16 protein-coding genes are annotated in these 26,180 nt (G+C 42.7%); 12 read left to right on the top strand and 4 right to left on the bottom strand.

Annotated elements, in window-relative coordinates:
- The first annotated feature begins 22 nt into the window (after positions 1 to 22).
- Entirely contained in the window at positions 23 to 8,170 is an 8,148-nt protein-coding gene (locus tag L2747_RS18120) for an Ig-like domain-containing protein (protein WP_249000410.1), read from the top strand.
- A 171-nt stretch (positions 8,171 to 8,341) separates the two neighbouring features.
- Here the strand turns inward: L2747_RS18120 and L2747_RS18115 are convergent, their stop codons facing one another.
- Complete coding sequence (locus tag L2747_RS18115; protein WP_249000409.1) at positions 8,342 to 11,254, bottom strand: M9 family metallopeptidase; 2,913 nt, start codon at positions 11,252 to 11,254, stop codon at positions 8,342 to 8,344.
- 798 nt (positions 11,255 to 12,052) lie between these two features.
- Here L2747_RS18115 and L2747_RS18110 point away from each other — a divergent pair.
- The 10 genes from L2747_RS18110 (at position 12,053) to L2747_RS18065 (ending at position 22,674) form a co-directional block, all read left to right on the top strand.
- The gene (locus L2747_RS18110; protein ID WP_220783059.1) at positions 12,053 to 12,646 is read left to right on the top strand and encodes a LysE family translocator; all 594 of its coding nucleotides are present in this window, start codon (positions 12,053 to 12,055) and stop codon (positions 12,644 to 12,646) included.
- Between the two features lie 20 nt (positions 12,647 to 12,666).
- Positions 12,667 to 13,233, top strand: coding sequence for a DUF1415 domain-containing protein (locus tag L2747_RS18105; RefSeq protein WP_249000408.1), 567 nt, complete (start codon positions 12,667 to 12,669; stop codon positions 13,231 to 13,233).
- A gap of 65 nt (positions 13,234 to 13,298) precedes the next feature.
- The gene (locus L2747_RS18100; RefSeq protein ID WP_249000407.1) at positions 13,299 to 14,075 is read left to right on the top strand and encodes a ribonuclease H family protein; all 777 of its coding nucleotides are present in this window, start codon (positions 13,299 to 13,301) and stop codon (positions 14,073 to 14,075) included.
- A 103-nt stretch (positions 14,076 to 14,178) separates the two neighbouring features.
- Complete coding sequence (locus L2747_RS18095; protein ID WP_249000406.1) at positions 14,179 to 14,589, top strand: hypothetical protein; 411 nt, start codon at positions 14,179 to 14,181, stop codon at positions 14,587 to 14,589.
- A 277-nt stretch (positions 14,590 to 14,866) separates the two neighbouring features.
- Entirely contained in the window at positions 14,867 to 16,225 is a 1,359-nt protein-coding gene (locus L2747_RS18090; RefSeq protein ID WP_249000405.1) for a leucyl aminopeptidase family protein, read from the top strand.
- A gap of 171 nt (positions 16,226 to 16,396) precedes the next feature.
- The gene (locus L2747_RS18085) at positions 16,397 to 16,660 is read left to right on the top strand and encodes a Rho-binding antiterminator (protein WP_249000404.1); all 264 of its coding nucleotides are present in this window, start codon (positions 16,397 to 16,399) and stop codon (positions 16,658 to 16,660) included.
- 190 nt (positions 16,661 to 16,850) lie between these two features.
- A complete protein-coding gene (locus L2747_RS18080) occupies positions 16,851 to 17,282 on the top strand; it encodes a DUF2059 domain-containing protein (protein ID WP_249000403.1) in 432 nt (143 codons plus the stop codon).
- Between the two features lie 414 nt (positions 17,283 to 17,696).
- Positions 17,697 to 18,062 (top strand): hypothetical protein, encoded by a 366-nt coding sequence (locus tag L2747_RS18075; protein WP_249000402.1) that lies wholly within the window; start codon positions 17,697 to 17,699, stop codon positions 18,060 to 18,062.
- Positions 18,063 to 18,198: 136 nt separating this feature from the next.
- Positions 18,199 to 19,071, top strand: coding sequence for a hypothetical protein (locus L2747_RS18070; protein WP_249000401.1), 873 nt, complete (start codon positions 18,199 to 18,201; stop codon positions 19,069 to 19,071).
- Positions 19,072 to 19,107: 36 nt separating this feature from the next.
- Complete coding sequence (locus L2747_RS18065) at positions 19,108 to 22,674, top strand: zinc-dependent metalloprotease (protein WP_249000400.1); 3,567 nt, start codon at positions 19,108 to 19,110, stop codon at positions 22,672 to 22,674.
- Positions 22,675 to 22,800: 126 nt separating this feature from the next.
- On the opposite strand, the gene L2747_RS18060 is transcribed toward L2747_RS18065, so the two are convergent.
- Together L2747_RS18060 and L2747_RS18055 are read right to left on the bottom strand one after the other, a co-directional pair.
- Positions 22,801 to 24,009 (bottom strand): NupC/NupG family nucleoside CNT transporter, encoded by a 1,209-nt coding sequence (locus L2747_RS18060; RefSeq protein WP_249000399.1) that lies wholly within the window; start codon positions 24,007 to 24,009, stop codon positions 22,801 to 22,803.
- A 466-nt stretch (positions 24,010 to 24,475) separates the two neighbouring features.
- A complete protein-coding gene (locus L2747_RS18055) occupies positions 24,476 to 24,961 on the bottom strand; it encodes a VOC family protein (protein ID WP_249000398.1) in 486 nt (161 codons plus the stop codon).
- 148 nt (positions 24,962 to 25,109) lie between these two features.
- Here L2747_RS18055 and L2747_RS18050 point away from each other — a divergent pair, with 148 nt between their 5' ends.
- The gene (locus L2747_RS18050) at positions 25,110 to 25,286 is read left to right on the top strand and encodes a hypothetical protein (RefSeq protein ID WP_249000397.1); all 177 of its coding nucleotides are present in this window, start codon (positions 25,110 to 25,112) and stop codon (positions 25,284 to 25,286) included.
- Positions 25,287 to 25,631: 345 nt separating this feature from the next.
- Here L2747_RS18050 and L2747_RS18045 read toward each other — a convergent pair whose 3' ends face one another.
- Positions 25,632 to 25,952, bottom strand: a complete 321-nt coding sequence (locus L2747_RS18045) for a hypothetical protein (RefSeq protein WP_249000396.1) — start codon at positions 25,950 to 25,952, stop codon at positions 25,632 to 25,634.
- Positions 25,953 to 26,180: the final 228 nt, after the last annotated feature.

The following is a 26,180-nucleotide window of genomic DNA, read 5'->3' as shown; positions in this document are numbered from 1 at the left end:
TAATATTGACCAGGATGACACCATGGACAGGCTATCACTCCCCACAATGACACTTTTTGCATCGGCTCTCTTCTCCCCATTAGCGTACAGTGCTGCCGATGTGGACTTTACAGGTGTGGCAGCAAATGCAAGCCTTGGTCAACCGTATGTTCATGGAGACTTTACTTTCGACCAAGATGTCAGTGGGTCGGGAGAGGAGTTTATTGGCTTGATAAGTGGTGGAGCCATAGGTAACGACGATGCTGGCAATAACTCAAATATTATTAATTTTTTCACTACTGATGGCAGTGAATTTAGCCTAGTCACCTTTCAACTAGAGTTCGCAGGCGGGGATGATATCTACAGAGTCTCTGCCTATAGGGATAATAGCTTAATTGGCACTGAATCATGGGATCAAACTGGGCTTACCGGATTTCAAACATTTACACCAGCAACCAGCCATTTCGAAAATATTGACGAGATAAGAATTGGAAACAATGAGAATGTCGCTGGATACATCTTAATCAACTTAGATAATATTGATGTGAGCCCTGCTGTTATTCCCAACGCCGTCCCAATAACCGCTAACCTCAATGGTGATAGCTTTACTTATAGTGAAGGTGACGGAAGTCAAATAATAGATCAAGGGACTGTAGCCACTGTCACCGATGGTGACAGCGCAGATTTCAATGCCGGTAACCTAACCCTCACTATTACCTCAGGTGAGGATGCCGCTGAAGATATCCTCTCTATTGATACTAGTGGCACAGTATCTTTAGCTGGTACAACAGCGGGAAGTAACGTCGCTATCACCGGCCCTGGCACAATAGGAACTTTGGCCAATAACATTGCCGCGGGCAATGACTTTGTCATCAACTTAAACTCATCAGCCACCCCAGCTCATGTCCAGACTTTAGTACAAGCATTAACTTACCAAAACAGCGATACTGATAACCCAACCACTGGCGCAAGAAATGTCCGTTTAACTATTAATGATGGTGATGGTGGCACATCAGCTAATGCTGATATCACAGTGACAGTTGCTACTGTTAATGACAACCCAAGCCTGAGCAATCTCGCTGGTGATAATCTTAATTACAGTGAAGGTGATGGTAAGCAAAATATCGACATATCCGCCAATGCGACGGTTACCGATGTAGATTCAATTAACCTCAATAGCGGCACACTGATGGTTACAATCCCCACCAATAAAGATGCTAGTGAAGATATTCTTGGTTTTGACAACACTGTCACCACAACAGGGTTAGCGAGTGCCAGTATCACCATTAGCGCGACCAATATCGGTACCCTTACCAACGCCATATCTGAAGGAAACGACCTTACCGTCACCTTCAACGCCAGTGCCACACCTGCCCTAGTACAGTCACTGGTGCGCGCAATCACCTATGAAAATAGCGATAATCTTGCCCCTACTGAGTCAACGCGAACGGTACGCTTTCTCCTCACAGATGGGGATGGTGGCAGTAGTGGTAATATCGATACCACAGTCGTAGTAAGCGCTCTCAACGATCTGCCTGTGGGCACTAATAACACACTACTGCCCAACGAGGGACAAGTGCTTACCATAGCAACAGCTGACTTTGGTTACAGCGATCCTGAGGGCGACACGCTCAACTATATAACCTTAACTGCAGCCCCTGTTAATGGCAGTTTATGGATAGATAGTGATAGCAGTGGCACGATTAATAATGCCGAATCTGCACTAGCAACCAATGCCACGATAAGTAAGGCCAACCTAGATTCAAACCTTCTTAAATATCTTCCAAATGGCAGTACTAGCTCAATCTTTGGTTTTAATGTTAATGATGGAACTGGTGATGCAGCAGGTGATAACACCATGACCCTCACGGTTAATGCTCAGCCTACTGTGACCATTAATCAAAGCAGTGGTCAAAACGATCCAACCAACAATGCCACCGTAGTATTCGATGTGCTCTTTAATGAGTCTATTTCTGGCTTTGACGTAACAGATATCAACCTGAGCGGTGATGTCACTGCCAGTGTTACCTCTGTTTCAGCAAGCTCAGGTACTAGCTTTACAGTTACAACCAATATCAGTGCCAACGAAGGTGACATTATTGCTCAGGTGTTAGCAGGAGGCGTAACAGATACATTTGGCGCAACCAACCAAGCCAGCACCAGTACAGATAACACCATTGAGTATGATATCACCGCGCCAGCAACTCCCGCAGCCTTAGATATGAGTACCAGCTCAGATACAGGTAGCAGTGACAGTGATGATATTACCTCAGATCAAACCCCTGAGATTTCAGGTAATGGTGAAACAGGCGCAACCCTTACCCTCTTTAGTGACACAGATAACGATGGAATTTTAGATGGTGGAGAAGTATCAACAACCACAAGTGTCAGCAGTGGAAGCTGGTCTACATCTATGCCCACTCTGTCCAGTACAAGTCATTCGATTAAAGCCTTTCAAACCGATGCTGCAGGTAATGACTCACCTGTAAGCACAGCTTTGAGTATTGAAGTGGATACCAGCGCGCCTTCAGGTCATAGCGTGGCAATCACCCAAAATCCGGTCAACAGCAGCAATGAAGATGCTATCAGCTTCACTTTCACCGCTGGTGAGGTTGCTAGCCTGTATGCCTATAACCTCAGTAGTTCAGGTGGTGGTACACCCATTACCGGTAATGGTAATTTAGCCACGGCCACAGACACCATAGACAATATTGATGTAAGCAGCCTTGAAGATGGCACTCTCAACCTTAGCCTAATACTAACCGATATTGCAGGGAACAGTGCGAGTGCGGTTAATGACAGCAGCACCAAGGACAGTACTGCGCCAACTGGCCACAGTGTCAGTATTGATCAAGGCATTATCTTAGAATCAAATGATAACGCACTAAGCTTCACGTTTACGGGGGCTGAAGCAGGAGCAAGCTTCGCTTACACCATCAATTCCAGTGGTGGAGCTGGCGTCAATGGCACTGGCACTTTAGCCTCAGCAAGTGACAGCATCTCCAATATCGATGTGACCTCACTCAGTGATGGCACGTTGACCCTTTCTGTTGTAGTCACAGATATAAACGGAAATTCAGCTGCAGCGGTAACTGACACCGTCACTAAAGATGCCTTAGGTCCAATAGTTCAATCAGTGGCCTTAAATACAGGCCACTTAAAAGCGGGTGAAACCATCACAGTCTCAGTACAGTTTGATGATAACGTTATTTTAACTGGTTCTAACTCCACCGCCACTCTCTTAATTGGTGGAGCAAGTCGAACGGCAGTTTATGCCAGTGGACATAACTCATCCAACTTGACCTTTAGTTATGATGTTATTAGTGGAGATAATGACAGCGATGGTGTCACTCTAACATCAGTTCAAAGCAACTCAGATGCAGCTCAAGATGCCAACGGAAACGCTGTAGACTTTAATTTTATAGCATTAACAGAAACAAATTTGTTGGTCGATACGCTGGCTCCAGCATCGGCAACACCGCTTCAACCATCACAAACCATTAATGCCGATAGCATCAGCTTAACTCAAACCGATTACCCAGAAGATGGGATCACCATTGTTGCACTCTCCGATAGCGATGCTAATGGTATTGCCGACAGTAATACACCTTTAGCCAGCAGTAGCACCAATTCGGGGTCATGGTCACTGACACTCAACCTTAACCAAGATTCTGATAATCACTTTGTATTACGTAGCCAAGATACTGCGGGCAATATTTCAGATGTGGCCATAGGAAGTTTTCTTGAAGATTCTATCGCTCCAGATAATGCCGTCATCTTAAGTCCAATATCTCCAATCTATCAATCCACAACAGCCATCACCATTGAAGGGAGTCAGAGTGAAAATGGCGTATCGGTCGGTCTCTATCAAGATGCGGATAACAATGGTATCGCCGACAATAATACAGCTGTTACATCGAGTATTGTTACGGCAAATAGCTGGAATATCAGCCTCTCGTTAGCCGATAACACGGAGACTAACTATGTAGTTATCGCTAAAGATAGCGCAGGTAACAGTGCTCAAGCTGTCAATCTTGTTACATTAACCCATGACAATATTGCACCAAGTGCAGACATCACATCGATCACAAGTGTCGATACCACGCCATCGCTTACAGGTACTGTGACCGATGCAGGAGGAATAGCTAGCTTATCTTTCACTTTGGAGGCTGACGACAGCACCATACTTGGGCCTTTCGATGCCGACAGTTTCAGTGATATCAACAGCGGTAACTGGTTAGATAACGAGCTAGCAGACAGCTTAAATGAAGGTGTTTATGACGCCCACCTCTCACCAGTCGATCTTGCTGGCAACACCCAAGTGGTCACCATTTCCAACGCAGTGACCATAGATACGTCAGCCCCCGTTAACTACGAAGTAGAGATAAAACAAGAGTATATTGACGCTAATAATGAGTCTGCACTTAGCTTTATCATCACAGGAGGCGTTAGTGGGGAAAGCTATGTCTATCAGATAAGTGATGGTAGCAACTCAATTACTGGCAGCGGTATCATTAGCAGTGACCCTCAGAGCGTGAGCGATATTAATGTCAGCGGCTTAAATGAAGGCACACTTACGCTAACCCTCTCATTAACCGATGAAGCAGGAAACCAAGGTGCTGAAGCCACAGATAGTGTACATAAAGCATATAACTTCACTCCGGTTATCACAGGTGTTCCAGCCAGCTCTGTCGATGAAGATAGTCTTTATAGTTTCACTCCAACGCTACTTGATACCGACAATGGTGACACTCACAACTTTACGATCAGTAATAAACCAAGCTGGGCAAGTTTTAACAGCGCCAATGGTAGTTTGTCAGGTACACCTACCAATGACGATGTGGGCATAAACAGTAATATCATTATCAGCGTCACCGACAGCACAACCGCATCTGCAAGTTTGCCAGCATTTAGTATCGAAGTGATCAATATCAATGATACTCCGACCCTAAGCAGTACTCAGTTTGAAGCATTAGAGGACACTGAACTGGTATTTAGCCTAGATCCAAAAGATGATGAAGGCGACAAGTTAACTATTAGCCTAATTAATCAGCCTCAACAAGGCTCCCTTGACACAAGTGGCACTAAATGGACATATCAAGCCAATGAAAACTTCCACGGTAATGACAACTTCACTGTCACCGTGAGCGATCAACAATCCAGTTCATCCCCTATTAAAGTGAGCATCAAAATACTTCCCGTAAACGACGCTCCCTATGCACAAGATGACACCTTTGATCTCGACTATACACCAAGCGGAGAGTACCGTTTACCTGTATTAGCCAACGATGAAGATATCGATGAAGATATACTCTCCCTCGTCAGTGCAGAGTCGAGCTTAGGCAACGTAGAAATAGAAAATGAACAGTTACTACTGACCTTAAGTTCAGGTATGACTGGCGATATTAACTTAAGCTACTTAATTGTTGATCCTGATGGTGAAAGCAGCCAAGCAGAAGTAAATCTGCAAATCACTCCTAACAATGAGGCTCTGCCCACACTAACTGTACCAGAGGCTGTAAGCGTCCAAGCTCAAGGCTTATTCACACGCGTCGATCTAGGTGTTGCTACGGCATTTGACAGTGAAGGAGAACCTCTACCTGTCAGCCTTAAATATGGTCAACCTCTATTCCAACCCGGTCGTCACCTTGTCTACTGGGAAACCACTGACAACAATGGCAACACGAAAGTCGCAAGCCAACAGGTGGACGTTTATCCCTTGGTTAACTTCCATAAGGATCAATTGGTTTTAGAAGGTACATCAGCGTTTGTCACTCTATCTTTGAATGGTGACTCACCACAATACCCGGTTGTTATCGACTTTGTTCTTGAAGGAAATGCACAAATAGATGCAGATTACCGCCTGACTAGCCAGCAAGCAGTCATCACATCAGGAAGAGAAGTCACATTAGAAATTGCGATCCTTAATGATGAGATTAGTGAATCCGATGAAAAGTTAGAACTGGTTCTCGATGATGTCGTCAATAGTGGTTATAAACCCAACCATATTTTGCATATCGTCAACCACAACGTTGCTCCTCAGGTATCGCTAGATGTCACTCAAAATGGTGAGCAGAGCGTTATACTCTCTAAAGATGGAGGAGAGATCAGCATTACAGCTAAATACTTGGATATTAACCAGAATGACCAGTTGAGTATCCTATGGGACTTTAACAATATACAAATCCAAGATTTAGACCCATCAAACGACGTTATACGTTTTGATCCTACCGATGTTGAACTTGGCTACTACCAAATAAAAGTAGAGGTATCAGACGGACTATTAACGACTCTGGCTCAGCACAACCTAAATCTAGTATCAAACTTACCCACACTCGATAATACAGACAGTGACGGCGACATGATCCCTGATAACATTGAAGGTTTTGGTGACGATGATCTCGATGGTATTGCTAACTTCATGGATGCATTACCAAGCTGTAATGTTCAGCCTGAAAGTGAAGATGAACAAGCGCAATACCTTATTGAAGGAGAAGCAGGGGTATGTATTGAAGTAGGCAGCATTGCCATTGGTGGCAAACAAAACACCCTCCTCCTTGATGAAAGCGATATATTACCAGCAGACAGTGAATATCGTTTTACCAGTGGCGTATTTGATTTTGTCGCCAGTGGACTGCCTGTTCAAGGCAATCAATACCGTATTGTTATGCCACTTACAAATGCCATCCCTAATGATGCTGTTTATCGAAAATACAATAAAGCTAACGGGTGGTACAACTTTGTTGAAGATGACAATAACCACATATACAGTACTTTAGGTGAACCCGGATACTGCCCTTCACCTGGAGAAAGTAGCTGGCAAATAGGCTTAATTGAAGGTGCTTGGTGTGTTCAGTTAACCATCGTTGATGGCGGACCAAATGATGATGACGGTGAAGCTAACTTCAACATTACAGATCCCGGTGGCATAGCCACAACCAATATAAATAACTTATCTCCAGAGGCAAACGATGACGCACTTGAATTGTTCGAGACTAGCTTACTGATCTTCGACCCAACATTAAATGATAATGACCCAGAAGGAGGCAGCCTTACGCTCCAGAGCGTTCAAGGACGGCTTGGCGCTGCGAATATTAACAATTATGGGATATTGGAATATCAAGCACCGAAAGGCTATTTGGGCGACGACGAAGTACGCTATACCGTTATCGATGATGCGGGAAATAGTGCCACTGCACTAATTTACATTTCTGTAAAAGTGAATCTAGCACCGATAACGGTAAACGATAATGCATCGACTAATGACAGAACGAGCATCATTGTAGATGTGCTCTCTAATGACATTGATAGCCAAAATATCAGTCTGACTTTTGTTAGTGCGGAAGTTGGTTTTGCTAGCATTACGGCTGATAACCAAATTCAATATACTCCAAAGCAAGGTTTCGAAGGTGTAGACAAGGTGACTTACGGTGTTAAAGACCAACTTGAGGCTGAAGCAGAAGGAGTACTTAACGTGACAATAAATGCTTATAAAGAAATCACTATTACAAATGAAAGCAGTGGCGGTTCAATTAACATCCTTGCGCTAGTTGCTTTACTCACTATAGGATTATTCAGACACTGTAAACGGCCAATATCAATCCTTATGTTTAGTTTAATTGTCTGTAGTCCAGCTCAAGCTGAGTGGATTGCTAACATGCAAACAGGCTATAGCAAAACATCAACGACGCTAACGCAAACTCAGCTAGAGAGTGCAGGAATAGATGATAATGAAATATCAACAGACCCAAACGATTTTAGCTGGGGCATAGGCATTGCATATAAGATAACCTCAAATTGGCAAGTCAATCTTGGTTATCAAAATCTAGGTGACTATCACTTCAACGCCAAAGGTTTTACTCTTTTCCCTGAGCAAGCTGCTAAACAGGTTTCTCACCTAGGGCCACTATCAGCAGCGGGCTTTGATATAGGCATGAGCTATGTTTGGCAATTCAATGAACCTATAGGCTTGAAAGTTGGTGGTGGTATCTGGTTCTGGAAAAGCGACATAATTAGCTTTGTAAATCAACAGCTCACAACAACTAGCAGTAACGGATATGACCCTTTTAGCGATATATCATTATATTGGACCTTAAGCCCAAACTGGCAAATAGAGCTTGGTTGGCAACACTTCATTATCGATGATGCAGATATCGACAACGGGTTCTTTCGATTAAATTTTATATTCTAGATGATAGATATCATTATATGGCTCAGATATTAATTTGCATGCATGTTTAAGTGTTTATCTATGGTGAGTTAGCTCTTTCAGTGGCTAATAATCAGCATGCTCGTTAACGCGATACCAAACAAAAGCCAGCTCATCAGAGCCGGCTTTTACTTTTCCGACATCAATAATAACTTACTTAATATCCACCACTAAACTCGCACCAGTACTTGATGGTGCGCCATCAGCACTAATGTAATACCAACCTTCAGCAGGTGTATTAATCGTTAAGCTTTCAACATTACCTTGGTTTTCAGACTTAACTTCAAACGAGTCAGGTCCAGCCCAAGTTTGGCTATTACCGTACAAGTTAACATCACCACTACCGTGACCACTTGCAACCGTTACCTCTGCTGTGTTTGTAGGCACATAGAAGTAATAGCTTGAGTGACCATCTGCAATGCAAACAGCTTCACCAAACTCAACACCGCCATAGCTGTATGGTGATTGCGTAGCACAAGCATCGGCAACCGCTACAGGGTCTGTACCTGTATCACCACCATCAGTTAGACTCACATTTAAACTGACACCTTCATACTCAGCATTCGCCACTAAACTGATATAAACCCAACCACGATTTGCCGTTACCGCTAATTGCTCATTATTACCAGCTGTTGCTGCCTTTTCTGTATAAGCAGATGGCTTAGCCCAAATACTTTGATTGAAGTACACATCAACATCTCCACTACCACCAGCTGTTGATATATAAAGCGGCGTATTATCTTCATCAATATAAGTATAGAAGTAGTTAATATCTCGCCCTGCAACACACTCAGTTTGCTCTTTAGTGAGATTACCATCAGTTATGGTTGCCACACCGCAGCTTTCAACCGGATCAATTGGGCCGTCGGTATCGGCATTATCACCAATTCCATCACCATCAGAATCTGCCCATTCCGTAGGATCATTAGGGAAGATATCAGCATTGTCGCCCACGCCATCACCGTCAGTATCAACCGTTTCAGAGCCATCATTAGGGAAAGCATCAGCGTTATCGCCTACACCGTCGTTATCACTATCTTGTGTCTCGGTAGGATCATTGGGGAATGCATCTTGATTATCAGCAACACCATCACCATCGGAGTCGACAGGCACAACAATACCGGTATCTATAGTGTCATCATTACTGGTCACTGAAGCCAACCAAGTGTTCCACTCACTGTTATAGTTTTGACCGATTGTATTGTCGATATACGCTAACCAGCCAGCTGCGTCACCACCACGAGCTAGAACCAGTAAAGCATCAACATCGTCTCTATGGTTTTCAAATAGGAAACGTACCGCTAAATAACCCCAGCTATATACCCTCTCTGAGCCGCTATTATATGTGTTAGATAAAATCTCGCTTAAGCTATAAGCCTGCGAGCGACCTAAATCAATAGCGCCATCATTACGGTTTTGCTTAGAAATGTATTCAGCTAAACCTTCAGACCACCACACCGACTTGCCCGTATCGATATCAAAATAATTAAATGCACCATAAAGGTTAAAACGACCATCAAGGTAATGCACATATTCATGCTTGAGGTTCCAAACTAAAATATCTTCAGTCCAAGTTGCTTCATGTGCAATAAATCTTGCTTGGTTCCCTTCTTGTGAAGGCGTGCCTTCTAAGTACATACCGCCGTTGTCTGTGCTAATCCCAAAAATAACACCAGCGTATTGCGCATAGTCTGCGTAACTATCAAAGATATTCACTTCTAGACTTTCATTTAAGTCATCAGCTACCGGTTGATAACCCGTTGCCAATACATTGTGAAATAAGGTTTCTTCAGCTCCCATGAGATCACATGAATCTTGTAACTCATTATCCGTTAGCTGCTGCGCACGAATATAGATGGTATCGCTACAGTTATAGTTAATCGGTAAAGCCGTTTGCTCAAGCTCTTCTTCCCAGCCACAAATACCAAACTGCTCGCACTCTCCAGGGTTGTAGTAATCTAGGTAGCCTGCACCATCAGCCCATTCAGCAGACATACGCTCAAACTTGCCCATATATAACTGCACGCCATCGTTTAAACGTGTCTTTAGGCTTTGTGGAAGATCCCAGTACTGTTGATATTCATAGAAACGACCAAACTCATGAAAAGCGTCTGTTGATTCATATTGATAAGCTGAATTAATAATGTAATCACTAGTCGCAATATTCAGCAGTGCATCAATCAAGTCGCCATGTTCCATGGCTTTCTTGTTGTAGTCTTCTTCCCAACTTCCATAGTAAAGCGTGGTTAACGCACTCGTTAACGCCGCGCGATGGCGGTTACTTGCTAAAAAGTTCGCATCAAATCGCTGCAAATAGTCGGTGATAACCGGCACACTTTCTAAAATATGATCCGCACTAGACCAAGAAGTAAAAAACTCAGACAAGGTATCGCCAGCATCTTGGCTTAGATCAAATAAGTGAGGATTTTTTGCATATTCAAGCAGAACTGAATATAGCGCATCTGCTGCTTGAGTATCGCTATAAGTTAAGTCGTCGTTGTAGAACTCAATGTAAAATGCGCCACGTAGAAAATAGAACAAGTTACGCATTTCAGATCCACTGCGGCTATCGTAACTTGCTGCAATATTCTTGGCCTGATTAGCTACAGAAACAACATTTTCAACTTGGTAAGCGGCAACAGACGCTGCATCGTTTCGAGAGTAAAGCTCAGAAATACACGAAATATCCGCTTGCCTGACAAAATCAAATAACGCTTGCCCACCTAAGTTTGCAAGTTCACTACTACACTCATTTGCTTCAGCTTCTGCTGCAGGGCCTATTGCGCCCATTGGCCCTTCAATCTTTTTTGCAGGCTTACTCTTTGGTGCTTGCTGGCGCTGGCTATTATCCGCACCTTTTTGTTGACCAGGGATATTAGCGCCCTTTTCAAAGCGATTGTTTGTCGCCTTTCCATGTGCAGGTTTAGCAGACTGTTTTGCTGTTGGAGCAACTTCCCCTTTTGCAAGTGCCGCGCCTGGTAATAAAACAGCGCTGCAAGCCAGAGCGATAGCATGGATCTTAAACGGGCTGCGTTTAAGCAATGAAACTGATGATTTAGTTGACATGTTTGACTCCAAATTATGCACGGCTGCGTCGTAAAACCACCTAACTGCAAGAAGCGATAAACTGACGATGATGAGCGTTAAACGCCGTGTCTTTAATTGTATTATTTTTATGATTGTTAATCTTTTGTTAACAAAAGACGTTTAATTTATAATTTATACAATATGCATAATCAAGTGCAAAAATTAACCTCCATTCTCTGCAGAGAAGAAATTGCGTCAAACTGTTGAATGAACATTCAAGGGTCAAATAAATGGCAAAAAGAAACGAGTTAACTGAAAACCCTCGCTAAATGCTTAGGTCTTACTGCTCTTATGAGGGGATATAAATTTAAGAAAAGACAGATGGCTGCATGTAAAAAGGTAAATAGCAGAGACACCGCAGCATAAGTAGACTCGAATCAAATGCACCCATTAAAACTGAGAATTCAATTGAATGAAAAAACAATACTGCAGACCAATACTCTAGTAGTGCAAATCCCTATTGAATAGTATTTTTGATGGCATAATATAAAAGCGTCAAATTACCACTACTTAACCAAAATCACCGCTAGGGCGTGAATAAAAAACCACCAAAAACGAGTAAAAAATCACCACTACCGTTTTATGATTTTTTATATAACAAAAAGGTATGACTTATTATCTTGTCAAGCTAGAGCTGAAGCCCAGCCATATTACTATTACCCTCGTGTATAGATAACGTTAGAATGCCTCATTATGATGTAGATTAGCTGTTATTTATGCATCGATAATCTAAGATGGCTAACTATGCTGTTGCTGCACTAACTTTTGAGTTTGACTATGGAATTGATTTTAACCATCGCATTATTCGCCTTTTCATCGGGGATCACACCTGGGCCCAATAACATCATGTTAATGTCATCAGGGGTCAACTTTGGTGTTAAACGTAGCCTACCTCACCTATCAGGGATCTGCATCGGCTTTCCCACTATGGTACTGGCGATTGGGTTAGGTCTTAGTGCTGTATTTCAAACCTATCCGCTACTGCATAGCATCATCAAATATGTTGGCATTAGCTATATGCTATATCTCGCTTGGTTGATAGCTAACAGCAGTGCCAAAATGAACGGTAAAGATACTGCGGCTCCGCTGTCATTTTTACAAGCGGCTGCATTTCAGTGGGTAAACCCTAAGGCTTGGATCATGGGAATTGGCGCTGTCGCCACCTTTACAACGATGAGCCAAGCGCTTACACCACAAGTGTTCACCATCGCTTTAGTGTTCTTTTTTATTGCTGTGCCCAGTGCTTTTGTATGGCTAGGCTTTGGCGTCGCATTAAAGCGATTACTAAAGAACCAAAGACAACAGAAAATATTCAATGTCACCATGGCGCTCTTGCTTGTGTTGTCGATCCTGCCTATGATCCGGCCATAACTCTCCAATGGCAGTACCAAATGACTCAGGTTATCGATCCCGAATTACAAGCATACGCAACAGAAACCGAAAACTGGGTTAAGCAAGTGATTATGAAATATAACATTTGCCCCTTTGCACGACGTGAAATCGAGCGTGCGAGTATTCGCTATGCGGTTATTGATGAATCACGTATGCAAGATGTACTGCAAGCTCTGGTCGACGAGTGTATTTACTTAGATGAAAATAAAGACATAGAAACCACCTTGTTTATTTTACCGCGCGGTTTTGAAGGCTTTTACCTCTATTTAGATTTAGTCGATATTGCTAATGACCTTCTCATAGAACAAGGTTATGAAGGCGAGTATCAGTTAGCTAGCTTCCATCCCGACTACTGTTTTGAAGATGAAGCTCAAGACTCAGCGGCAAACTACACTAACCGTTCACCATACCCAACGCTGCATATTATTCGTGAGGCAAGTATGGAGTTGGCATTAGCCACTTACGATGAGCCAGAGACCATTCCGGAGCGCAATATAGCTTTTGCCGAGCGTAAAGGCTCTCAGTTCTTCGTCGATTTACTTGCGCACTGTAAAAAAGACCAGTAACCATTGAATGATTACAGCATTACGTTGTAATCATCCTCTTTATAAAGATTCAGGATGTATGCTTTATGGCTAAAAAATATTATGTGGTTTGGGCTGGCCGTGAAACCGGTATTTTTACTAGTTGGGATTACACTAAAAAGCTAGTTGATAAGTTTCCACAAGCTAAATATAAGTCTTTCCCAAGTGAAGCTGAAGCCAAAGCCGCATTTGCCAAAGCGCCAAGCTATGGCACCAACTATGGCAATAGTGCGAAAAAAACCACCTCTGGCCCAGCTAAAGCAAAAACCGCAGCCAAAGCGAGTTTAGATATCGATCTCAATCGCTGTGATGTGTCTATTTTTACCGATGGCGGCTGCGAGCCGAATCCAGGCAAAGCTGGTTCCGGTGTAGCGGTTTATCTAAACGCTAAACTAACCGAGCTTTATTATGGCCTTTATAACGCTAATGGCACCAACAATTCAGCCGAGTTAAATGCCTTACACCAAGCCTTATTACTAGCAGAAAAAGCCCTTAAACAAGGACTTACTGTGCAGATCTTGAGTGACTCTCAATATTCAATTAACTGCATCACTAACTGGGCTTATGGCTGGAAAACCAAAGGTTGGAAACGTAAGGTTGCTGGCGATATCAAAAACTTAGATATCATTCAGCAATCCCATGAGCTTTATGACTCATTAAAAGATAGGCTCAGTATTCAGCACGTTGCTGCCCACGTCGGGATTGAAGGTAATGAACTGGCAGACCGCATGTCGATTTACGCCATTGACCAAAAAGATGCTGCATTTTGTCGCTACCCAGAACCGATTGTGCTTAGCGAAATTCTGAGTTTACGCGCAGGCTAATCAAGCCACTAAATGCTGTTTTACCCCGCAGTTGACACTTTATTACCTTTTTATACTCGCTTGAGGTTAGGTTTAATGTGTCGACTGTGGCACAATCGCCGCCATGAAAATCTATAGCCACATACATAAAGCCCCAGTTCGCGTGATCCGTATCGGAAGACGCCGATTTTGGCTGCGCTTAAAACGCGACATGTTAGTGCTAAAAGATGCGCTTGCTCAAGAAAAGCAGGAGACTAAAGATATGTTAGTCACCTATAAGCGCTATACCTGCAGGCAAGCTTCAAAAGAAGAACTGACTGAAGCCAACAAGCAGTTTGCCGATCTATTAAAAGGTCTAGGCCTCGGTATGTTTGCCGTACTGCCTTTTGCTCCCATCACGATTCCGCTAGTGGTTAAGCTTGGCCAAATAGTTGGCGTCGACGTACTTCCTAGCTCGTTTAACAATATGTCAGAACGTAAGGCCAATATACGCCGCGATGCAATAAAAGCGAAACTAGAGTCAACTTCTGAGTAATTAAGTTTAACTAGCAACTATCCAGCTTTAGCCTCTTCAAGTTCTTCAAGTTCTTCAAGTTCTTCAAGTTCTTCAAGTTCTTCAAAAGCTCATCACTTTGAATACCAATTAACACATACACGACTAAAAATTGCCACTACCTCAGCAACACCTCTAGGCTGAAAACCAACCTTCATTAGCGCTCAAAATAAGCCCTTGTTACCTTTCTCATAATCGCAAGGCCTGTTACTCTATTGTGCAAGCTATTCTCATTATTAATAACAATACGAGTCCTTACATGAGCAACCTTATTATCTCCGGTGCTTCAGGCACCCCTTTATCTATTTTTAATAGCGATACTTTTGCAAAATGGCTAGCCGATCAAGCCCCGCAAACACAAAACTGGCTCACTAGCACTCAATTTAAAGGTCAAGGTCTAAGCCTTATTCCTAATGCTGACGGTGAATTAGCGCAGGTTATTTTTGTCAGTAACAGTGACGATTCATACTGGCTTTGTGGTGAACTAGCCAACCAACTACCCGCTGGCCAATATGTACTTAATGCTGGCGAAGCCCAGGTAAAAACGGCTGCTTTTAGCTGGGGACTAGGTGCATATAAATTTGACCGTTACAAAAAAAATGACCAAGCTCTGCCGCAACTCGTTGTACCAACTCAAGCACAAGCTGATGAAGCAAATAAGTTTATCCGTTCAGTGTCTTTAGTGCGTGATTTGGTCAACACTCCTGCAGCTGACATGATGCCACAGCACCTAGGTGACACCATGACAGAAATGGCTGCAGAATTTGGTGCAGAGATAAAGCAAATCATCGGTGATGAACTTCTCGAACAAAACTATCCGACTATTCATATGGTTGGCCGTGCCAGTGAAAACCTACCGCGTTTAATCGACCTAACTTGGGGCGATGAGTCAGCACCTAAACTCACCCTCGTAGGTAAAGGGGTCTGTTTTGACTCAGGCGGACTAGACCTTAAACCGGGTTCAGGTATGCGTTTAATGAAAAAAGACATGGGCGGCGCAGCCCATGTTATCGGTCTTGCTCAGCTTATTATGTCGCACAATCTACCGGTACGATTACGCGTATTAGTGCCTGCAGTTGAAAACGCGGTGTCAGCCAATGCATTTAGACCGGGCGATGTTATTACTACACGTAAAGGCATTACTGTTGAAATTGATAATACTGACGCTGAAGGCCGTTTAGTTTTGTGTGACGCATTAGCTGAAGCCAACAACGATAAACCAGAATTAATGATCGACTTTGCCACTCTTACCGGGGCCATGCGCATTGCACTAGGTACCGAACTACCGGGCTTTTTCAGTAATGATGAAGAAGTTGCAGCCGGCTTTACCGCATCTGGTTTAAAAGTGGACGACCCAGTATGGCGCATGCCGCTACACAGACCTTATCTTGACTTAACCGGCAGTGATATCGCCGACCTTGCAAACTGTGCTAAAACCCCATTTGGTGGCGCAATTACAGCAGCACTTTATTTAGAAGAGTTTGTTGATAAAGGCATTAGCTGGAGTCACTTTGACGTAATGGCATACAACGTTCGCAAGCTTCCTGGCCGCCCAGTTGGCGGTGAAGCATTCGGTATTCGTGCGGTGTTTGATTATCTGCAAAATCGTTTTAAATAATACTTTTAGTGTTATCAATCACTTTGTAAACAAGGTCCAGTTTTGGGCCTTGTTTGTATTTAATAAACGCTATTTTCAGCTGTTCTGCAAAACGCTTCAATTTATGTCTAATCTCCCGCATCATGAATCTTGCTGACAGAACATAGACTCAATCTAGGGCAAAGGTGAAATATGATTAGCTGCAACCAATATGACTACATCGAAATTGTTTGTTTATACCGATACCCAATAAAACTCACGCTGAAAAACAACCAAACTATCGAAGGTATTGCGCTCGATACCGCAAGAAACCAATACAAACAAGAGTGTATCAAACTAAACCAACAGCAAGGAAACCTTGAGGGAGCAATACCAACACTTGTAATCCTCGATGAGATTAGCAGTATGCAGGTATGTATCGACAACCCACACTTTACATATATCGAATTCGATTAAACAAATATTTGGTCAAAATCAATTGCTAACAGTTTACCTTTAACGCTGAAATACGGTACTTTACTCGGTAGCATTGTTAGTCAGTTTACGCTTATAGCTGGCTGAGATAACAAGCAGAAAATCAACTTAAGCAGTCGGCAATCACGTTCGGCAAATTACACTCTTTCTCAATACCAGCAGGATGCTCATTATGAAATTCGCATTACTCCCTCTTTTAGCCGTGCTCGCCTTTTCTAACAATGCCTTTGCAGAGCAAGCCTCAGCAGAAAGCGTTAAGCAACTCATGAATAAAACCGGTGCTGGTGAACTAGGGGTACAAGCAATGAATCAAATGTTGCCCGCACTTAAAAATCTGATCCCCGATGCGCCAGAGGCCTTTTGGGATGATTATATGGCTGGCTTCAACCCTGAAGATTTAATAGAAATGACGGTACCAATCTACCAGAAGTACCTTACTGAAGATGAGATCCAAGCAATTAATGCCTTTTATGACACTCCAGCAGGTAAAAAGCTAATCAGGGTACAACCGAATATTATGCAAGAGTCTATGATGGCAGGCCAGCAATGGGGACAAGCTGTGGCGAAAGACGTTATGGATAAGTATAGGGCTGAAAAAAAATAAATTACCCTTAAGCATTTAGCAACCCGTTCAAGCGGATAAGCCATTGTCTATCCGCTTCTCGTTTCTCAGCTTATTCCATTTCCCCCAACTCCAGCTTTACCTCCCTTTTAAAAAACAAAATGCATGCCCATTTATCCATATGCTCACACGCCAATAGTTAATAAAAAGTAACAAATACTGCAAAAAAGTACCCTACTCAGCACAAATGTGCGAGCAAGATCTCACATTTGATTGCTTTGTTAATTTGCCATTGATAAACAAATGTTTATTTTTTAGACTGAGATTTCGTTTTAAAAACATATGTATCAACTTGTATCATTTGTTTTTATTCATTAATTATCTTTTCTGAGTGGATAAATGTTGAAACAAGCGGCTTTAAAACTTACAAGCTTCGTTATATTGGGTTGCATTGTCATGCTAGCTCATATCACCAGCTGCTTGTTTGAAAGCACGCTAACACAGCAAGAATTGGCAGTAACTCATCAAGATCGTCAATTATTTGCCAATAATATCCAACTTAAAGACAGCCTAATCAACCGCGCCTTATGCGAACGCTTTGTTGCTGAGTGTGATCCATCATATTTAAACTCGTTTGCGATAACCGTTGAAGATATTAACTTCAATTCAATCACCTTATCGGCCACACTATTTGTCTTATTGTTCCTGTCCGCAGGGTTACCCTCTTATGCCATCCTCAGGTATAAAACACCAAAAAGCATCCTTGAACTCAAATCTTTCCTTTTAAGCTGGATTAAACCTGTAAAAGGAACTCCCTCTTAACTCGATATCCCTCTGCTATTGGGTTATAGGCACTCGCTGCCAACATTAAAACGATAAATCTACCCAAAGCTCCTCAAGTAATGCGCTGCCTTGCTTGGGATCTTTCATTCAACAAACTGAAGATTAGGTTGGAAATATGCCTTTTAAAAACTCACCCTGTTTGAGTGCACGCGGCTGCACCCAAAACAGAATAACGGCCGCGATCCCCATTGCATGTATCACACTGGCAAGCTTGATCTGTGCACCAGTAATGGCTGACAACGAAAACGTCGCAGCTGCGATTGATTCGAGTTCATCCCATTGGTCTGGTTATCTCAGTGCCACAGCGGCAAGTAATACATTTGCACAGTCTGAGCCCAGCTCTTACCAAGCACTCAGTGGCAATGGTCGTATCGCTTATCGAGATGACTGGGGCAGTCTGCGCTTATCTAGTGGTGGAGAAGTCGAACTACACCACAATCAATCTTACTTCTATGACACCTTCTTAGAATATCGCCCCCCCTCCAAGAAGCTAATTGATGCCTGGTCCTACATCGGTAGTGCAGGTGTATTTCTGCCCACCAGCCATACCAGTCAAGAAAACAAACTTAGAGCAGCCCCCCGTATTGCGGGCTACTTATTCTATCGTCCAAGTAAAAACTGGAATTTTTACTTGTCGCCTAGGTTTAAGTACAACGCATACAAATACGAGACAGGTCGCCAAGGCGAACATTTTGTTGAACACCAAATTGACTTGCTAGCTGATGCAACATGGCAATTTATCGATGGCTGGTATTTAGATGTCAATGGATCTTATGGCATGGCAAAAAAGTTTAATACCAGTCGCTACGACAACCGTTTCACCATGAGTGAAGAGATTGGTTGGGAGTTTGCTCAAAATTGGGTTGCTGCCATCGGCCATAACAACACCGGCAGTTTCTACGACCCTGAACGCGGTCCATCAAAGGGGTTCGAATTTTACGACAAACGCAGTTCAGTATTCTATTTATCAATAACTAAATACCTATAAAAACAACATTAATTTACATTAAGAAGAGAGGAACCTATGCAAAAATCAGTAATCACCTTAGCCATATTAAGTGCACTGGCACTAAGTGGTTGTGGTAGTGATGAGCCCTATCAAGAGGTCAAAAAAGACGAGAAAATGATCTCGATTCAAGATCTCAAAAATGCAACAACAGACACCACAACCACCACTGAGCAAACAACCACATCTACCTCTTTATCTGAGCTTGCGGTTAAACAGCCTGAACGTCTGTTTTTATACACTCGCAGCCTAGGTGACGCTCCACGTTATTCAGCGCCTATTCATGGCTTTTCTCAAGGTGATGAAAAACTTGTAACCTTAAGAATGACAGAAAACGGTATTCAGCTTAGGCAAATTGACCGTGACACCATTGGCCTAGAGCATGATTCACGCTACGACAATGAATATAACAAAGCGCCAGTGTTGACGATTCCCGGCGACTATGTTGATTTTCAATGTCAAAAGGATAACTGGAACGATTGCACCAATAAGGAAGAAGAGGTCAATGACCGCGACATTACTTGGGATCAAAAAAAGTATTTCATTCCTCATTACGAGGCTGCACAAATTGCTGAAGAAAACTACACCGACCTAGTGACCTTCAAGCAGTGCACAACTGAAACTGAATCTGCTCGACTAGTTCACGATGGTGACTGGAAAGGCTACGAGATGGACCTGGCTAAAGGTGTGATCAACTTTGAAATTGAACATACCTATCAAGCTAATCCGGCTTGTTTTGGGAAGTTCTTTAAAGGAAATTTTGACAACTTGTCATTCACAACAACAGAATATATTTCTATTGTTGCCCTTGACCAACTCGCCAGTAAAGACTTTGAAACGGTTCCTTACAGCGAAAACGAAAACGGTACCTTTGGTTTCTTTAGAACCCAACACCAATATCGCGATGGTAACCACTCAGCAGGTAAAGACGGTTATGTTCGCCAATATCTGAATCATTTTAATCCCAAACAAGAAGCAATCACTTATTACCTGAGTAATAACTTCTTTGAGGGCAAGAATAAGCCCTTCTTAGACGCGGCAAATGAAAGTATTACCGCTATCAATATCCAAAATAAAATGTTTAAAACTGGCCTACCAAAGATCAAGCTAGAACAAGCACATCAACACCGTCATGGTGATTTGCGTTACAGCAACATTACTCTGTTTGATGAGCCATTAGACAATGGTTTAGCCGGTTATGGTCCCTCAGCAGCTAACCCACTGACAGGTGAGATCGTTAGTGGACGCGTAGATCAATACAGTGCGAACTTAGAGCAAGGTTCCACCCGTTATTACCGCCGAGTTCAGCTCGACTATAACCGCGGCATGTTAGATCCTAATTCAGTAAAAGCACTTACCGGAGTGGATTATGCACCATCACCAAACGCACTATCACGTGCCAGTGAAGTTGCCGCTAACCAACTGATTGCAAACCAAGCCAGTGGCACTGACATCATGTCACAACAGCCAAGAAACCAAGCTCAACCAAAGGCTGTAATCCCCAATTTGTCCAATGACAATGCTAACGATACTCCATTTGAAGAGTTAGTTACTTTACATGACAAGACTGAAGATTTTTGGGCCGAGCACAACTTAATGAGCGTCAACGAAGCCTTTGGCTTAGCAGGCGGCGCACTACGTGAACTCCCCCGAGGTATTAAAGGTCACGAAATTGATTGGAAAGATAGCCAATTCTGGATCGATGGTATTGTAGGTTCAAAGCTAAAAGACATTGAGAAGATGCCTGCTAGCTTTCAAGCAAGCCTAGTCAATAAGCTTGCTGCACAAGCTTTTGCCGGAACTCTTACCCATGAGCTGGGGCATAACTTTGGCCTAAGACATAATTTTGCCGGCAGCCGAGATCAAGCCAACTTCTTCAACGAACAAGAAGTTACCGACTTTAGCCAAGCATTTAGTGACGCTGGCTATCCTAACCTTACAGTTAAAGCTGACTTTTCAAGCCAGATGGATTACAACGCAGACCGCTTTGCCACAACCTTACAAAAGTATGACTTAGCAGCACTGCGTTTTGGCTACGCCCGTAAGGTAGAAACAACTGACGGCAACCTTGTGTCACTCAAAGAGCAAGATGCATTGCGCATAAAGGAGCTAAGCGCAGGCAACATTACTGGCGACACTCAATATGGTGCACTGCATAATATCGCAGCAGAAAATGACCTACGTTATTTCGCTTTCTGTACCGATGGTCACGTATCATTAAACAGTAACTGTAACCGCTTCGATGCGGGTACCAATAATGATGATATCGCTCAGTATTATATTGATAGATATCATGACAGTTACGACACTATGAATGTGCGTCATAATCGTCAAACGCTATTTGAAGACAATATTCTGCCTTACACCATAGATAGGTTACGTGGCTTCAATGACATTCGTCAGTTTGTCGAAGACACCGCATCAGTTGAGGAATTATTTGCCTTTGATCAAAGTGATCTCGCTGATTTTTGTCCAAGCCACCAAGATTATTGGTTCTGTGCATCACAACGTGCCGTTGAAGATGCAGCCGGAACTTTCTTAACCGCCGCCGGACTCAATGATATCTATCTGCATGTTACCTACAAAATGAACAGCGATAACAGCCGAGCGTTGTCAAAGGTACATTCGTTGGAAGATATTCTCAGTCGTATTTATCGCTTAAATAGCAGTAAGCTCGATGAAGGTTTTGAACTTGGTAAAATCATCACTAACTTCGACCAAGATCGCGACAAGTTAAAAGAGCTACTTGTTAAAGCTGACATTATTGCTGATTACCAAGATTTGGTTTATGCCGATGTAAGTGTGAATAATGGGCACCTACTTAATGGATTAAAAGCTCCCGCTTCAAGCCCTAATCATCCTTATGTAAATGAGCGAGACGTATTAGGTATGTGGCCAGATAAGCTGCTTGCTATGCGTCAACTGTTGACTCGTAAGTCACCACGTAGCACCACTGGTCGTACCTATTACGCATTAGCTGACTACCCTAAAGTACACGACCAACTTGAAGGTATGTTATGCCAGATGACAATGGGCAACACGGTTGCAGAGCTTAACGGTTATTTGAGCAATCCTTATTTAACTGATACTTGTAAGGCTGTTGATCCACAGTACTACAGCAGTGACGTAGATTATGTTGATCAACAAATTGAAGCCTTACCTAACTATGCAACTTCTCTAGGACGTTATTTTGGTTTCCCACAATTTAGTTTTGAAATGAAGGGCAAAAGTAACCTACTGCAAATGATGCTTAAACAGGTAGTGTTAGCGTCACACGACAGTGACTACCGAGGTGAAGAAAAAGCTCGAGTGTGGCGTGAATTTGCGGGGATCCATCTTGCGAACGATGCAGTAAGTACGCTGAAAACGCTATCGCTACAAGGTAAAAACTATGCAGCTACGGCAGAAAACACCTTAGCACTAGGACTGATAGATCAAATCGAAAAGCTCGAACAGCTTATTGCAAGCTCACCTAGCTTAATGAGCACAGTGATGAACCGTGATGGCGCGACATTTAAAGAGCTTGTGGTTGACCCTATGATTGCTCGAGATAAGCGTGCATTAACTTATCTACCAGTGCTTTAAGCAGTTCCCGCTAGATATTGGCATGCAACACTAAACTAAGATCAACCAGACATTACTGATGTCATAGCAGCTAAAACAAAAAAGGAGTCCTAAAGGACTCCTTTTTATTGATATGTCAGTGCATAATTACAAACTAATAAAAATGCCAGCTAATGCCGCACTCATCAAGTTTGCAAGTGTTGCAGCTAATACAGCTTTAAGACCTAGGTTTGCCACTTCGCTACGACGCTCAGGCGCCATAACCCCGATACTACCAAGCTGAATAGCAATAGAGCCGATGTTAGCAAAGCCGCACAAGGCAAAAGTAATTATCACTTGCGAATGCTGTGACAGCTGATCTTTAACGGCAGTGAAATCCATAAAGGCAACAAATTCATTTAAAATCAGTTTTTGGCCAATAAAACTACCCGCTATCATCATTTCACTTACTGGCACACCAATTAAAAATGCAACAGGAGCAAAGATATAACCCAGTAAGCTTTGCATGGTCACACCATCAAAATTAAACCAGTTACCTACTTGCTCAATACCAGCATTAAACATAGCGATGACACTGATAAAAGCAAGTAACATGGTACCGATAGCCACCGCCACGCGCATGCCATTCATAGCACCAGAAGCAAGGGCATCAATCACGTTACCATGTTCGCTCTTGCTCATATCGACTTCTTGTTGATGCTCAATATTGCTAGTCTCAGGCACTAATAATTTTGCCATCATCAAGCTACCAGGCGCTGCCATAAAGCTTGCCGCAATAAGATATTTAAGCTCAACACCTAGCCCCGCATAGCCACCGAGTACGCTACCCGCAACCGACGCCATACCACCTGTCATTACCGCAAATAGCTCTGAGCGAGTCATTTTTGGTAGAAAAGGCTTAACAAGTAGCGGTGATTCACCTTGGCTTAAAAAGATATTACCAGTAGTCACCAAAGATTCAGCGCGGCTGATCCCAAGCACCTTTTGCAAGCCACCACCGATAATTTTAATTACCCACTGCATAATGCCGAAGTAGTACAGCATAGAAATTAATGCGCTGATAAAAATAACAAGAGGAAGTACACGGATAGCAAATACAAAGCTGTTGGTTGCAAGATCGCCAAACAGGAATTTAATTCCCTCGTCGGCAAAACTGAGTACAGAGGCCACGCCCTGACTCACTGCACCTAAAATGTTTTGACCCATTGGCACGTATAATACCAATGCGGCTAATACCGCTTGCAAAGCAAATGCGCCCACTACAGTGCGCCACTTAATGGCATTACGGTTCTCAGAAAAAATCCACCCACATAGAATTAAGAAACCTATACCAAAAAAGCTAATTAACAACGACATCATTTATCCCTAATAGAGCTAAAAAGTGTAAGTTGTCGGTACTTTCTATCGAGTGCTGGCGTAGAAAACGCTTTGAAAAAAGCGACATTGAATGTCGGCAAAAACCACCCAAGAAGTCACAGGTGATATTTGTCGATCGATTTGAGTTATCCGGCCATTGATACAAGACAGAAGTATCTAAAACTTACATAAGTTTTTGCCGGTCCAGCTCCGTGGGTTGGTCACTTGTCCATGTATCGGCTTGCATTAATTTGGCAGTGAGCAAGATGCTCTAGCCGGAACGGGATTATACAAATGCCAAATAACATTAAAAGCAGTTAATCTAATTTAGTTACACTATGTGTTGTCAAAGCGTTCCAAGAACCGCACCAATGTGACATAAGTCACGTAACTTAACTACAAAGTGATAGATAAATAAAAGGGTTAGCCATGCTAACCCTTTTTAAACTCACTAAGGCACTATTAATTAGTCGTAGTCAGAAGCGTAAGTTTCTTCGTAGGTGTGAGAGTACAGTTCAAACAAGTTACCGAATGGGTCTTCCAAATAAACCATTTTCGCTTGCTTGCTATCGTCCTCTGGATGATAACGCATGATATCCATTCTAACCTTACCGCCAAATTCTTCAGTACGCTTAATGGCGCCTTCAAAATCATCTGTCTGTAGTGAAAAGTGAAAAATACCAATACGCGAAAAATCCACTTCATGACGTTCTTGGCGATCGACCATCTCAAACAATTCAACACCAATGCCATCTGTTGTTACTAAGTGAGCAATATTAAAACCTTTAAAGCCTTCACCAAAAACCGCAATACACATTCTACCAATAGCCGTTTCACGCTCCTCGACAACTTTGGTGTTCCCCATAACCAATTTTAGACCCAGTGCTTTAGTATAAAACTCAACGGCTTTATCCATATCACCGACCATAATACCTACATGACTCATCTTCATAATCTTGCTCCACTCTTTACTGTTTAATGGGTTACTCATTTCGATGAAGAGATTATAGGTACCGCCAACTAAAACCTAAAATTATCAATAATTATATAAATGATAATTAATTTTTATCATTTATATATTAATCGGTATTGAAGGCATTATGCAGGCTATCGCCGACCAAGATAGTTTTGAAATTTCCAGCGTTGATATTCACACCGGCTATTGGTTATCAGAAACACTTGTCCCAAGTGCCGAGGGTTTCCCCAATATTTCACAATCGATTCGTGGCAAACCCGCAGAAACCGTATTGAAATACTGGTACACCGGAAACGACTAACTATAAATCCGGCTAAATGACACCTAAGCGAAATAGCCAAAATAGACTTTAAGTCTTTCTTGGCTATTTAGAGAGGTGAAAGTTCATTCTAGGAGAAAGTATTTATCATGGCAGTTTATAGCCCAAAGATACTTCGCGCTTTGAGCATTAACATTAAAGCTCAAACTCGTTTCTGGACAGAAATAAGTTAGAGTCAACGTTCTTAAAGTGATGACTCTTATCAAGGAAAGTATGACAAGTGAATATACGGTAACGCCTGCCAATAAATAAGTGAACCATTTGCTGGCTGGCGATTTGCTCAGCAAATGGCATGACAGCCTTGGTGAATCTGAATTTAGCAGCTTGTTATACACCGCGATTGATAAAGGCAAAGCGCCCAGTAACACGCTGGCCTCTTTTTTTACCACACCAAAATTTGTAAAAGGGGTATATGCCAGCAGAGCCAAAAAGTGAAAAAAGAAATCCTAAAAAGCCATACACTGCGGAGGAAAACAGAAACATTGATGATTCAACCTCAGCCGAAGTTGCCGCTGTGGTGACAACTAAATGCATTGCTACAGTTGACGTAATAGCAACACCAAAGCATACCCATATCGCAACAGCCATAAAGGAATAAAAGTCTAATTGCATTCTTGCTTCCTGACTGTATTGCTCATTAACTTCCATTGTTAATTTGAACTCCATTTGTAGGGTATAACGCCTCGTTAAGAGGCAAATAATATGTTGGCTAAAATAAGCGACGCAGGAGCAAAAGCCAACTGTTATTTGTCCTGCTTTAACGACTTGTGTACGCCCAGCATGGGCATGAACTAATGAGGTGAAAGTCCTCTGTAGGAAGGTCACCGTTCAATAACATGCTGTTATTAAACGTTAACTACTAGCGAATGGCAAGGG

This window comes from Shewanella marinintestina (assembly GCF_023283845.1).
Classification (GTDB): domain Bacteria; phylum Pseudomonadota; class Gammaproteobacteria; order Enterobacterales; family Shewanellaceae; genus Shewanella; species Shewanella marinintestina.
This window is presented reverse-complemented; position numbering and strand designations above follow the sequence as displayed.

Bases quoted from the DNA above. Each gene is read 5' to 3' on its own strand.
- L2747_RS18120 (WP_249000410.1), top strand. From the start codon at position 23: ATGGACAGGCTATCACTCCCCACAATGACACTTTTTGCATCGGCTCTC.
- L2747_RS18115 (WP_249000409.1), bottom strand. From the start codon at position 11,254: ATGTCAACTAAATCATCAGTTTCATTGCTTAAACGCAGCCCGTTTAAG.
- L2747_RS18110 (WP_220783059.1), top strand. From the start codon at position 12,053: ATGGAATTGATTTTAACCATCGCATTATTCGCCTTTTCATCGGGGATC.
- L2747_RS18105 (WP_249000408.1), top strand. From the start codon at position 12,667: ATGACTCAGGTTATCGATCCCGAATTACAAGCATACGCAACAGAAACC.
- L2747_RS18100 (WP_249000407.1), top strand. From the start codon at position 13,299: ATGGCTAAAAAATATTATGTGGTTTGGGCTGGCCGTGAAACCGGTATT.
- L2747_RS18095 (WP_249000406.1), top strand. From the start codon at position 14,179: ATGAAAATCTATAGCCACATACATAAAGCCCCAGTTCGCGTGATCCGT.
- L2747_RS18090 (WP_249000405.1), top strand. From the start codon at position 14,867: ATGAGCAACCTTATTATCTCCGGTGCTTCAGGCACCCCTTTATCTATT.
- L2747_RS18085 (WP_249000404.1), top strand. From the start codon at position 16,397: ATGATTAGCTGCAACCAATATGACTACATCGAAATTGTTTGTTTATAC.
- L2747_RS18080 (WP_249000403.1), top strand. From the start codon at position 16,851: ATGAAATTCGCATTACTCCCTCTTTTAGCCGTGCTCGCCTTTTCTAAC.
- L2747_RS18075 (WP_249000402.1), top strand. From the start codon at position 17,697: ATGCTAGCTCATATCACCAGCTGCTTGTTTGAAAGCACGCTAACACAG.
- L2747_RS18070 (WP_249000401.1), top strand. From the start codon at position 18,199: ATGCCTTTTAAAAACTCACCCTGTTTGAGTGCACGCGGCTGCACCCAA.
- L2747_RS18065 (WP_249000400.1), top strand. From the start codon at position 19,108: ATGCAAAAATCAGTAATCACCTTAGCCATATTAAGTGCACTGGCACTA.
- L2747_RS18060 (WP_249000399.1), bottom strand. From the start codon at position 24,009: ATGTCGTTGTTAATTAGCTTTTTTGGTATAGGTTTCTTAATTCTATGT.
- L2747_RS18055 (WP_249000398.1), bottom strand. From the start codon at position 24,961: ATGAAGATGAGTCATGTAGGTATTATGGTCGGTGATATGGATAAAGCC.
- L2747_RS18050 (WP_249000397.1), top strand. From the start codon at position 25,110: ATGCAGGCTATCGCCGACCAAGATAGTTTTGAAATTTCCAGCGTTGAT.
- L2747_RS18045 (WP_249000396.1), bottom strand. From the start codon at position 25,952: ATGGAAGTTAATGAGCAATACAGTCAGGAAGCAAGAATGCAATTAGAC.